Genomic DNA, 12606 nt, shown 5'->3' with positions numbered 1-12606 from the left:
ATATTAAGCTCTGCAAGCCGCGCGGAAGTATGTACTTTGTGAAAGCTTCATGAATGTCTATCGATAGCAAAATAGAAAAAAAGCTGAGCAGTCCTTGGACAACGCAGCTTCGAGCAGTTAGTGATAAAGTTAGACCTGTGCCACCTTAATCAGGTTGGTAGCGCCAGCTTGACCGATTGGAACGCCTGCGGATAGGACGATGATGTCGCCTTCTTCAATCAGCCCGGTCAGCTTGGCATTGCGAGTCGCAGATTCGAACATTTCGTCCGTTGTCGTTACGACGTCGCCTTTTACCGGAATAACGCCCGATAGCAAGCAAATCTTCGTCAGCACATGGTCATGCTGCGTAATCGCAATGATCGGTGCCATCGGACGGTATTTGGATACCATGCGCGCAGTAAAGCCGCTTTCTGTCGACGTCAGAATCGCTTTCGCGCTGAGCTCAAGCGAGGAGCTTACGACGCCTTGGCTGATGACCTCGGTAATGTTTGTGCTTTGCTGTGCTCGTTTCTTGTCGAATTGCTCTTTGTAGTCGATCATGGATTCTGCTTTCTTCGCGATGGAAGCCATCGTCCGCACGGACGGAATCGGATATTTGCCGGCAGCTGTCTCGCCCGAAAGCATAACAACATCAGCGCCCTGGATAACCGCATTCGCAACGTCGCTCACTTCCGCTCTTGTTGGGCGCGGGTTAACCTGCATCGATTCCAGCATATGTGTAGCAACGATAACCGGCTTGCCTACGAGATTGCATTTGTTGATCATTTCACGCTGCATCATCGGAACATCTTCAATCGGCACCTCTACACCAAGATCACCGCGTGCGACCATAATACCGTCTGAAGCTTCAATGATCGCATCGAGGTTGAGCATGCCCTCTTCATTTTCGATTTTGGAAATAATTTGCACATGACCCGCATTCGCTTCCTCAAGAATGTTGCGGATCTCCAAAATATCCTCTGCTTTTCTAACGAACGAAGCGGCAATGATCTCAACATTATGCTGGATGCCAAAATGAATATGCACCACGTCGCGCTCCGTCACGCCTGGCAATGTCGTTTTGATACCTGGCAGGTTGACGCCTTTGCGCGGTTTCAGCGTGCCGCCGCTAATGATTTTGCAACGAATCTCCGCTCCTTCTACGGAAAGTACGGTAAGGTCAACGAGTCCGTCATCGATCAAAATCCGGTCATTCGCCTTCACAACAAGCGGCAGCTCGGCGTAATTAACGGGAAGACGAGTCGCATCGCCCAGCACATCCTCCGTCGTAAGTATCAGCTCTTCACCGATAACCAGCTCGCAAGAAGCTTCCTTCAGCTTGCCGATCCGCACCTCTGGTCCTTTAATGTCCATCATAATCGGCACGAAAGTGTTAAGCTCCCGCGCGGCTTGCCGTATATTATTCATTCGCATGACATGATCTTCTAATTCGCCGTGAGCCATATTCAGTCTGCCAACGGTCATTCCTGCTTGGATCATTTCTTTGATCGTCGAAACGGAGTCGCAAGCGGGACCCATTGTACAAATAATTTTTGTTTTTAGCATGTTGTAGGCCTCCTCGTTTTTTTCATTGTAACGCTTATGCTCGAAAGAGAATGAGAACTATAGTACAATAAATGTACTATAGTATAATGCTAGGGAGTGTGCATCATGATAGCCATTTCGGATGCTCATCAGGATAATGGAGCAGCTTGGTACGAGGAGGGAGGGGGGCGTGAGCACTCCTTTCACCTCTCGCTTGTGACGTATGGGAAATGTGTATATTGGGTGAACGAGGAGAAGGTTATTTTGGAGAAAGGGGACGTGCTCCTCATTCCAGACCATATTCCGTTCTATGGCAAAAGCATCCCAACGGTTGTGCATACGAAATACGTAATCAACTTTAGAAGAAACACGGCGGAATGCGGACTAACGCTGCTTCAGCTGCAAGAGCCGTATAAGCAAAGGCTTGGCTGCTTTGAGGTTGTGCAGGAGCGGCTGCGGGGAATTCTGAACCAGCACAAGGAAAAACCTGCCTACTATGAGCTGATGGCGGAGGCGCTGCTGATTGAAGCGCTAATCTATTTGAATCAGGAGAAGGACCGCGGCATGATCTCATCCGAGAAGCATCGGCGCGTAGACAGCATGAAGCAGTTCATTTCCACTCATTATCGTGAGAAGGTAACGAAGGAAGAGCTGGGCGATGTCATTAACACGACACCCAATTATGCCGCTACCTTGTTTAAGTCAGTCACCAATCAGACGATCAGTGAATATGTACATAATCAACGGATGAAAACGGCAATTTATATGCTGACGGAATCCCAGCTGATGATCAGCGAAATCGCCGATTATTTAGGCTACAATGATGTTTCTTATTTTTACCGCATATTCAAGCGAAGCACGGGCAGCTCTCCGTCCGACTTCCTGCATGAGCGATCTTCCACCGAATAATAACGTGAGCCTGCTGCGGTTGACAGATCCGAAAGATCGGATTACAATTTACCCATAAATAGGCATCGACCAAAGACATGATTATCAATGCGAGCTGTCCAGAGAGAGAGGCTAAGGCTGAGAGCTTCTCCAGCAATCGATTGTATAATTACCCCTTTGCAGCCGTGCTATGGAACCCGCTGATGGAATGAGCGGTTGTAAATAGCACCGTGTCATCCCCGTTATCGGATGCTCAATAAGGATCTTGCTTAAGCGAAGTGTCTGGCAGTCAGCCAGTTACGTATAGCAGCAGATCGAATGAGGGTGGAACCACGAGCTGAACGCACTCGTCCCTTTGTGGGAGAGATGTGTTTTTTTGCGTTCTACTAATTCGATCGGAGGCTGCATGATGAGTATTGCAATTACATTACCGGATGGAACAGTTAAGGAGTATGAGCATGGGACGACCGCCTTGCAAATCGCTGAGTCGATCAGCATCGGACTTAGAAAAAACGCAGTAGCGGGCAAAGTGAACGGCAAGCTTGTAGATTTGAACCAGCCTATTGACGCTAGCAGTCATGTAGAGATCGTTACGCTCGAGGGAGCAGATGGGCTTGCGCTTTATCGCCATAGTACAGCTCATGTTATGGCACAGGCCATTAAGCGTATTTATGGGGAGAAGGCTGTGAAGCTCGGAAGAGGCCCTGTTATCGAAGATGGCTTCTACTATGATATCGACATTGAGAAGCCGCTGTCGACTGATGATCTTACAGCAATTGAAGCGGAAATGAGCAGAATCGTTCAAGAAAACCTGTCCATTACAAGGCGGGAAGTAAGCCGCGTGGAAGCGACGGCGTTTTTCGCCAGGATGGAAGAGTCGCTTAAGCTGGAGCTGATCCGCGATTTGCCTGAGGCGTCTGTCATAACGCTGTATGAGCAAGGCGAGTTTGTCGATTTATGCCGAGGGCCGCATTTGCCGTCCACTGGGTGGATCAAGGCGTTCAAGCTGCTTAATGTCGCCGGTGCATACTGGCGCGGAAATTCGGACAATAAGATGCTGCAGCGGATATACGGCACGTCCTTCCCGAAGAAAGCGCAGCTTGATGAGCATCTCCATCTGCTTGAGGAAGCGAAGAAGCGCGATCACCGCAAGCTCGGCAAGGAGCTTGAGCTGTTCATGTTCTCCGAGGAAGCGCCGGGCATGCCCTTCTATCTGCCAAACGGCATGACGATTCGTACGGAGCTGGAGAACTTTATCCGCGAGCTGCAGCGGCAGCGTGATTACGAGGAAGTACGGACGCCGTTTATGATGAACAGGCGGATGTGGGAGCAATCGGGCCACTGGGACCACTATAAAGACAATATGTATTTCACGGACGTTGACGATACGAGTTATGCGCTTAAGCCGATGAACTGTCCGGGGCATATGCTTATTTTCAAAAATAGTCTGCATTCCTACCGGGAGCTGCCGATTCGCATTTCAGAATTCGGTCAGGTTCATCGGCATGAATATTCAGGCGCACTAAATGGGATGATGCGCGTGAGGACATTTTGTCAGGATGATGCGCATATCTTTGCCCGCCCAGATCAGATTGAAGAGGAAATTAGCCGTGCGATTGCTTTGATCGATCACGTATATGGCGTATTCGGCTTCGAATACAAGATTGAGCTCTCGACAAGGCCGGAGGATTTCATGGGCTCAGAGGAGCTGTGGGATCAAGCGGAGCAATCGCTGAAGAGCGTGCTGGATAGCAGCGGCATTCCGTACCGGGTGAATGAAGGAGATGGCGCGTTTTATGGGCCGAAAATCGACTTTCACATTATGGATGCCCTGAAGCGCAGCTGGCAATGCGGCACGATTCAGCTTGATTTCCAAATGCCGGAGAAATTTGATCTGTCTTACATTGGCGAGGATAGCCAGAAGCATCGTCCCGTTGTCATTCACCGCGCCGTTTATGGCTCAATCGACCGCTTTATCGGGATGTTGACAGAGCACTTCGCAGGCGCGTTCCCGCTATGGCTGGCTCCCGTGCAGGTTATGCTGCTGCCTGTCTCGGAGAAGTATATCGATTACGCGCTTCAAGTGAAGCAGGCGCTTGCCGAAGCGGGCATCCGGACGCAGGTGGATATTCGCAACGAGAAGCTTGGCTATAAAATCCGTGAGGCTGGGCTTGCGAAGGTGCCATACACGCTCGTACTAGGCGAGAATGAGAAAAATGCAGGCATGGCGGCGGTAAGGAAGAGGGGTGAGGGCGACCTCGGTACGGAGTCGGTCAGCGAGATCGTGCGGCGTATAAAGGAAGAAATTCTTGCTAGGTCATAAATGTCTTAAGCCGGTGATTGAAATAGCAACTTTCGCGCTTTATGAAGGGTGCTGAGAAAGCAGTATTATCGGAAAACGAAATGCTATTTGAGGGATTTGAATAGGATCCCCGACATAAGAGCGAGCCTTTGAAGCGATTCTAGGGCTCGTTTTTTCGCACTCACCCGCTCGCAACACTCACCCGCTCGCTGCCCGCACCCGCTCGCTGCCCGCACCCGCTCGCTGCCCGCACCCGCTCGCTGCCCGCACCCGCTCGCTGCCCGCACCCGCTCGCTGCCCGCACCCGCTCGCTGCCCGCACCCGCTCGCTGCCCGCACCCNTCGCTGCCCGCACCCGCTCGCTGCCCGCACCCGCTCGCTGCCCGCACCCGCTCGCTGCCCGCACCCGCTCGCTGCCCGCACCCGCTCGCTGCCCGCACCCGCTCGCTGCACTCACCCGCTCGTTGCACTCACCCGCTCGCAGCCCGCCGAAAATTCTCTAGCTGCGAAACTAACGGGAAAAACTCCCGTTATTTCAAGGGATTTCAGGCTAAAATCAGAAATAGAGGGAATTTCTCCTGTTAATATTCTAATTTTTATCCTATTGGGGTAAAATTACTACTTTTAACGGGAGAATTTCCATCTAAATGGTCCATTTTCCTCCATTTTGAAAATTTAACGGGAGAATTTCCTGCTAAATCTGTCCACTAGCAAAGGGTCTAACCTCATGGATAAAGAGGATACTGACCTACAAGGATGCTGACCTACAAGGATACTGACCTATAATGATGCGGTCTTACAAGGATGCTGGCATATAAAGATGCCTGGTTAATTTGATTGCAGTAGGTTAGACTACACTTCTACCATTTACCCAAAACTGGAAGCGCTAGCATCTAAATGATAAATAAATCGTTGACAGAAGCCTTCTATTTAATCTATAGTAACTACATTGGAATAATGAGGAATTGAGCTGATTAGACGACTAAAAGCTCTTATTTTACAGAGAGGCCACACTGGCCGATTTCTGTTTAATAAGAGCTTTTTTGTTTGTCTGGAAGCTTAATGGTCTTGAACATCTTGAACATTATGAAGCAGGGGGAGTTTGGAATGAAGCAAAAAATGGTATTCATCGTGCTGACGCTGGCGTTAACGCTCGCACTTGCAGCATGCGGCAACAAATCGGGCGCGAATGAGGCGGCGGGCGATGGAAATGGTGAAAAGGCAACGTTAAAGGTAGGCATATCGGCAGGTGTCGAGGAAGAGATTTGGGCGCAGGTGAAAGAGGTTGCTGCAAAGGATAACCTCGATATCGAGCTCGTTGTATTTAATGACTACGTACAGCCAAATAAAGTGCTGGCAGAGGGCGAGCTTGATGCCAATGCGTTCCAGCATGAGCCGTATCTGGATCAATTCAAGAAGGATAACAACCTTGATATCGTGAAAATCGCCAATACGCTTAATTTTCCGATCGGCTTCTATTCCGAGAAAATCAAAGCGGTGTCGGAAATCAAAGAAGGCGACGTTATCGGCTTGCCGAATGATCCAACGAATGGCGCTAGGGCGTTAATTCTATTCGAAAATGCAGGCCTTATTAAGCTGAAGGAAGGCGTTGGCATTAAAGCGACCGTACGCGACATCGCGGAGAATAAGCTGAACCTGAAATTCGAGGAGCTGGATGCAGCGTTCATTCCGAAGGCGCTCGGCGACTTGACGGCAGCGGTTATTAACACGAACTACGCGGTGGAAGCGGGCTTTGTTCCAACGAAGGATGCGATCTTCATCGAGCCTAAGGATTCGCCTTGGGTCAATATTATCGCAGTAAGAACCGAGGACAAGGATAAGCCCGTATTCCAAAGACTCATCAAAGCGTATCATTCCGACCAGGTGAAAAAATATGTAGAAGAAAAATACGGCACTTATATCGTTGCGTCTTGGTAGTTAGGTAAAGGGTTAGGTCTCTTCTTAAACGAAGGGACCTTTTTTAACATTTTAGCAGAGGAGCATTCATACCGTGATCTGGATCGAGAGTGTAAGCAAATCGTATCAGCAAGGCAATCAAGCCGTCCACGCGGTGAAGGATGCCAATCTTCATATTCGCAAAGGCGAGATATTCGGCATTATCGGCTACAGCGGGGCAGGCAAAAGCTCGCTCCTGCGCTGCATCAACTATTTGGAGCGCCCTTCTACGGGCATCGTTCGCGTGAATGGAACGGAGCTGGCGAAGCTGAATGAGCAGCAGCTGCGGATGATGCGGCGCAAGATCGGCATGATTTTTCAAAATTTCAATTTACTGATGTCGAGCACCGTCTATCAAAATATAGCCGCACCGCTCGTGCTCGCAGGCGCGCCGAAGAAGCAAATTGAAGCGAGAGTAACCGAGCTGCTGTCGCTTGTCGGACTTGAGGATAAGAAGGGAGCGTTCCCCGCCCAATTGTCGGGAGGCCAGAAGCAGCGCGTAGCTATTGCAAGAGCGCTTGCCAATGAGCCGGAAATTTTATTATGCGATGAGGCTACGTCGGCGCTCGATCCGCAAACGACCGATTCCATATTGAATCTGCTGCAGGATATCCATCGCACTTACGGCATTACAATCGTGCTCATTACCCATGAGATGTATGTCGTAAAGAAGATCTGCGACCGAGTGGCGGTGATGGAGGATGGGGTGATCGTGGAGCAGGGTACCGTTCTGGAGCTGTTCACAAATCCGAAGACGGATACGACCAAAAAATTCACCAAAAGCGTATTTGATGTTGAATTGCCGAAGGAGCTTCTGCCGATAGTCTCAAGTCATGCAAAAAAGGGCCAGCTGCTGCGCATCTCTTTCGTCGGGGAGACGGTGAACGAGCCGATTTTAGCGGATTTGACGGTGCGCTTTCAGCTCCGGCCGAGTATTTTGTACGGCAATATTACGAAAATAAAAGACACCGTGTTTGGCTGTCTCATTATAAGCTTGCCTGGTGACCAGGCTATCGTACAGGAAGGCATCGCGTATATGGTCCAAAATGGCATGCAGGTGGAGGTGATTGAGCATGCTGAATAGCTTCCTGGACAGTCTTATTGAAAACCGGGATCTCTATACGGAGGCGTTAGGCGAAACGGCGGCGATGGTCGGCTATTCCTTGTTTTTCTCGACGATCATCGGCTTATTTCTTGGCGTGAGCCTTGTCGTGCTGCGACCGAATCATATTTATGCGAACAAAACGCTTTATTATTTGTTGAATACGTCAATAAATATCGTTCGTTCTGTACCCTTTATCATTATTTTGATAGCAATCATTCCGATTACGAAATGGCTTGTACATACGACGATCGGGGTCAAGGGAGCCATCGTTCCGCTTGTTTTCTATACGGCGCCTTATATTGCTAGACTTATTGAATCGGCTCTGCTGGAGGTTAACCCCGGCGTAATCGAAGCTTTTCAAGCGATGGGCGCGTCGCGGCGGCAAATTATTTGGAAGGTTATTTTGAAGGAAGCGAGGCCGGGCATTGTGCTGGGTCTGACCATCGCTACAATTGGTCTAATTGGAGCAACAGCGATGGCCGGGGTGATGGGTGCTGGAGGCCTCGGCGACGTGGCGATTCGTTACGGGTATCAGCGCTGGGAGCCCGATGTGATGTACGTATGCGTCAGTATTCTTATTCTGCTGGTGCAGCTGATGCAATCGCTCGGCAATCGAATATCGAAGAAGCTGCGCAAGCATTAAGCCTAGCACCCTCAGAAAATATAGGACTGTTTTGACGCTGCAGGTTCATACATCCGCCGCGTCAAAACAGTCCTGTTTGGGTTTGAAAATTAATCGCTGCGGGAAAGCTGCCGTTTGCGAAGCAGCAGGGCAAGCGGCAGCGCCGCTACAATAATGACAGCCGACAAGAGGAAAGCATCATTAATGCTCATCGTATAAGCCTGCAGGCCACTCGACTCACTTTCCGAGGAGCGAGCTTGATGAACAGCTAGCCGAGCATAGAACAACGAGGTGAACAATCCAAGCGCCATAGCGCTAAACACCTGCCTTAGCCAATTAATGAGCGCCGATGCATGGCCGGACAGCTCCTTCGGGACGGCCATCATGCCGGCGTTGGTTACAGGCGTCAGCGCGAGTCCAGTTCCAGTGTTGCGGATCGCGATGATGAGCATAATCGTAAGCAAGCTTGTGCTGAGCTGGAGACGGCTGAACATATACGTTGTCATAATGAGAATGGCGCTGCCAACGATCACAAGCGCAGCGGGACCGAATTTATGGTAATATCGGCCGGAGAAGAAGGTTGCGCAGGTTAAGCAAGCCGCCCCCGGCAAGAACAGGAGGCCGATATGGAATGAGCTTAGATCATGAATCTCTGCCAAATAAAGCGGGACGAAGTAAATGCCCGAATATAGCGCAACGGAAAGGATGAGCGAGATAATCAAGCTTGCCGTAAACGTCCTGTTGCGAAATAAGTGAAGCTGGAGCAATGGCGCTGGCGTGCGAAGCTGGTGTATAACGAACCATACCGCGCTTCCGGCACCCACAACTAGGCATATCCAAAACGCGGCGGACTGCCAGCCCCAAGCGTAGATATTGCCGAAGAGCAGCAATAGCGACAAGCTGCCAAGAGCAGCGAGCGCAAGGCCGAGACGATCCAGCCTGGTTTCCTTATTAATAGGATTGGAAGGGAGAATCCGAATGCCGATCATAATCGCTGCAATGCCAATAGGGACGGTCACAAGGAAGATGAGATGCCAGTCATAGTCCTGCAGCCAGCCGCTGATCGACGGGGCAAGCGCCGTTCCAAGGATGGTGGAGAACGACCAAATGCTTACCGCAATAGGCTGCTTCTCGGCCGGAACGGTCCGATAAATCATGGCCAGTGATACAGGCTGAATAAGTCCGCAGAAAATGCCCTGCAATATTCGAAACGCAATGAGCGCGTATATGTTCCATGAAAGGGCGCACAGCACAGACGTAATCGTAATGCCGGATAGACAAAATAGAAAAACCTTTTTTCCTCCAAACCGATCCCCCGCATAGCCGCTGACAGGCGCAATAACGCCGCAGGCGAGCGAGAACCCCGTCACAATCCACTGCACCTTTCCCAAATCCGTTTGAAAAATGTCAATGAAGCCGGATAACGATACATTAAGCGAAACGACATGATACATGCCGACGAATGAGCCGAAAAAGAGGGTCGCTAGTGCAGGCCAAAACGACTGCTTTGCAGAAAGGGGCTTGTTTAATTTCTCGGTTAGTCCCGCTGACAATCGTTCACCTCCTATTTTTATGAAGAAAAATCGATTGGCTCTGAAGCATAAAGGGAGTATAGCACATTGGAATAATGAGCCATTATTGAAAAGTTGTATTAAGCGATAGAACTATTTATGGTTCACCTTAAGAAAAGGCATTGCAGCTCTAGGCAGGGCCGTTTAAAGAAGGTTTGCAGGGCATAACACAAAGAGAAGCAGCTTCATATGATGAAGGGTATAGACCTAAGGTATGGACCAATCAACGGATGAGCGGAAGAGGAAATGGGATATCGCGGGAGGGACTGCGGATGGCTGTGTATCAAAATGTCCACGAGCTTATCGGCAATACGCCTCTGGTTGAGCTTAAAGGGTATGTGCTTCCAAACGGCGTACGCCTTTATGCGAAGCTTGAGTGCTTAAATCCGGGGGGAAGCGTCAAGGATCGCCTTGGCATTCAATTGTTGAATGAGGCATTCGCAAACGGGCAATTGCAGCCTGGGGGCACGGTTATAGAAGCAACGGCAGGCAATACAGGCATAGGGCTCGCTCTGGCAGCAATCGGACGCGGCGTGTCCACGATCTTTGTTGTGCCAGACAAGTTCAGCATCGAGAAGCAGCAGCTGATGAGGGCGCTTGGCGCTCATATCGTAAATACGCGAGCGGAGCTTGGCATAATAGGTGCGGTTCAGAAGGCGGAGGAGCTGGTGAAAGAAATTCCAGGCGCCTACTCGCCGAGACAGTTCTCGAATGAGGCTAACCCTGCAACCTATTATAAAACGCTCGGCCCAGAGCTATGGCGGGAGTTGAATGGGGAGATTGACGTTTTTGTCGCCGGAGCAGGCTCAGGCGGCACCTTCATGGGAACTGCAAGGTATTTGAAGGAGCAAAGTCCACATGTGAAGACGGTTATCGTGGAGCCGGAGGGCTCAATCCTTGGCGGCGGAGCGCCAGGCCCGCATAGAACGGAGGGAATCGGCGTCGAGAAGCTGGCCTCGTTCATGGACAGCTCGTATTTTGATGCGATTCATACGATTAAGGATGAGCATGCTTTTGCAAGGGTGAAGGAGTTGGCGCAGCTTGAAGGTTTGCTTGTCGGCAGCTCGTCGGGCGCCGCGCTGCATGCCGCATTGCTTGAGGCAGAGGCCGCTGCGCCCGGCAGCCGAATCGTTACCATTTTCCCAGACAGCAGCGAACGGTATTTAAGCAAACAGATTTATGGAGGTGCTTAAGCTGAAGCGGAAAACGAAGCTTATTCATGGAGGCAATCCCTTTGATCCGCATACCGGTGCGGTTAGCGTTCCGATCTACCAAGTGAGCACCTATAAGCAGGATGATATTGGCGTTCATAAGGGCTATGAATATTCGCGCACCGGCAATCCGACGCGCCATGCACTCGAGCAGTATATTGCCGATTTGGAGGAAGGTGCACGGGGCTTTGCCTTCAGCTCGGGAATGGCGGCGATCAACGCTGTTTTCTCGCTGCTGAACGCGGGGGACCATATTATTTTGACCGATGATGTGTACGGGGGAACGTATCGGATCGTTACGAAGGTGCTAAGCCGGCTAGGCATTGAAGCGACCTTCGTGGATACGACGAGGCTGGAGGACATCAAAGAAGCGGTTCGTCCGAATACGAAGGCGCTGTTCGTGGAGACGCCAACGAATCCGCTGCTTAAAGTGACAGACCTTGCAAAAGCAGCCGACTATGCCAAGGCCAACCATTTGCTGTTTATCGTCGACAATACGTTCAGCACACCCTATTGGCAGACGCCGATTGCGCTTGGGGCGGATATTGTGCTGCATTCGGCAACAAAGTACATTGGGGGACATAGCGATGTAGTGGCAGGTCTGGCTGTTGTGAATGGCGAGAAGCTGGGCGAAGAGCTTCATTTTGTGCAAAATGCAACAGGCGGCGTGCTTGGTCCCCAGGACTCGTGGCTGCTTATGCGCGGCTTAAAGACGCTTGGCCTTCGGATGGAAGCCCATGAGGAAAATGCACAGGCAATCGTTTCCTATTTGTCGGGACTTGATTCCATTAAGAGCATCCACTATCCTGGACTGCCGAGTCATCCGCAGCATGAGCTGGCAAGGCAGCAGGCGCGCGGGTTCGGCGGCATTATATCCTTTGACGTTGGCAGCGCGGAGCGAGCAGCGGAGGTCATCCGTAAGCTGAAATATTTTACGCTTGCCGAGAGCCTGGGGGCGGTGGAGAGTCTTATATCTGTACCTGCCAAAATGACACATGCCTCGATCCCCCGCGATCGGCGAGAGCAGCTAGGCATTACCGACGGTTTAATCCGCATATCAGCAGGCATTGAGGATAGCGAGGATCTGATTGCAGACCTTGCGCAAAGCTTGGAAGCATAAACCATCATTTATGAGAGCGGCAAAAGGGATAGGCGCATAGCTTTTGCCGCAAGGATTCATGCAGCTGCCCGAAAAAGCGGCTCCACTATGGCTCTCTAAGCCATAATGGAATCGCTTTTTGATGGCATTTTTTATAGACATGCCCGTTTCAAATGTTGAATTTTTTTTACTCTTTTCTCATTTTGCATGACTTATGCAGTTCATTCCAAGCGATGGAAACCGATTAATAGTCATAGAAATGTAAGCTAAAAGCCGGAAAACCCCTTGACTTTTGGAAATCACACCAATAATCGCGAAGAATACCTTTT

General features: G+C 50.5%; 9 protein-coding genes. 7 read left to right on the top strand and 2 right to left on the bottom strand.

What is annotated here, in order from left to right:
- Positions 1-129: 129 nt before the first annotated feature.
- On the bottom strand, positions 130-1545 hold the full coding sequence (pyk, locus tag AC2TDN_RS22640) for a pyruvate kinase (protein ID WP_484690255.1): 1416 nt from the start codon (positions 1543-1545) through the stop codon (positions 130-132).
- A 105-nt stretch (positions 1546-1650) separates the two neighbouring features.
- Here pyk and AC2TDN_RS22635 point away from each other — a divergent pair, with 105 nt between their 5' ends.
- From AC2TDN_RS22635 to AC2TDN_RS22615, 5 genes are all read left to right on the top strand, one after another.
- Positions 1651-2433: a helix-turn-helix domain-containing protein gene (locus AC2TDN_RS22635; RefSeq protein ID WP_484690254.1), complete on the top strand. Its 783-nt coding sequence runs from the start codon at positions 1651-1653 to the stop codon at positions 2431-2433.
- Between the two features lie 388 nt (positions 2434-2821).
- On the top strand, positions 2822-4735 hold the full coding sequence (thrS, locus tag AC2TDN_RS22630) for a threonine--tRNA ligase (RefSeq protein ID WP_484690283.1): 1914 nt from the start codon (positions 2822-2824) through the stop codon (positions 4733-4735).
- Between the two features lie 1085 nt (positions 4736-5820).
- On the top strand, positions 5821-6651 hold the full coding sequence (locus AC2TDN_RS22625; protein ID WP_482067898.1) for a MetQ/NlpA family ABC transporter substrate-binding protein: 831 nt from the start codon (positions 5821-5823) through the stop codon (positions 6649-6651).
- Between the two features lie 73 nt (positions 6652-6724).
- Positions 6725-7753, top strand: coding sequence for a methionine ABC transporter ATP-binding protein (locus AC2TDN_RS22620; RefSeq protein WP_482067897.1), 1029 nt, complete (start codon positions 6725-6727; stop codon positions 7751-7753).
- Positions 7743-8417 carry a methionine ABC transporter permease gene (locus tag AC2TDN_RS22615; protein WP_482067896.1) on the top strand — a complete coding sequence of 225 codons (675 nt, stop codon included), beginning with the start codon at positions 7743-7745 and terminating at the stop codon, positions 8415-8417. Before AC2TDN_RS22620 ends, AC2TDN_RS22615 begins: the two co-directional genes overlap by 11 nt.
- 89 nt (positions 8418-8506) lie before the next feature.
- Here the strand turns inward: AC2TDN_RS22615 and AC2TDN_RS22610 are convergent, their stop codons facing one another.
- Entirely contained in the window at positions 8507-9949 is a 1443-nt protein-coding gene (locus AC2TDN_RS22610) for a DHA2 family efflux MFS transporter permease subunit (protein ID WP_482067895.1), read from the bottom strand.
- A 290-nt stretch (positions 9950-10239) separates the two neighbouring features.
- Between AC2TDN_RS22610 and AC2TDN_RS22605 the strand changes: the two genes are divergently transcribed.
- Together AC2TDN_RS22605 and AC2TDN_RS22600 are read left to right on the top strand one after the other, a co-directional pair.
- Entirely contained in the window at positions 10240-11160 is a 921-nt protein-coding gene (locus AC2TDN_RS22605) for a PLP-dependent cysteine synthase family protein (RefSeq protein ID WP_484690253.1), read from the top strand.
- 1 nt (position 11161) lies between these two features.
- Positions 11162-12298 (top strand): bifunctional cystathionine gamma-lyase/homocysteine desulfhydrase, encoded by a 1137-nt coding sequence (locus tag AC2TDN_RS22600; protein WP_484690282.1) that lies wholly within the window; start codon positions 11162-11164, stop codon positions 12296-12298.
- The last annotated feature ends 308 nt before the right edge of the window (positions 12299-12606 follow it).

Source organism: Paenibacillus sp. Y660 (assembly GCF_057221575.1).
This window is presented reverse-complemented; position numbering and strand designations above follow the sequence as displayed.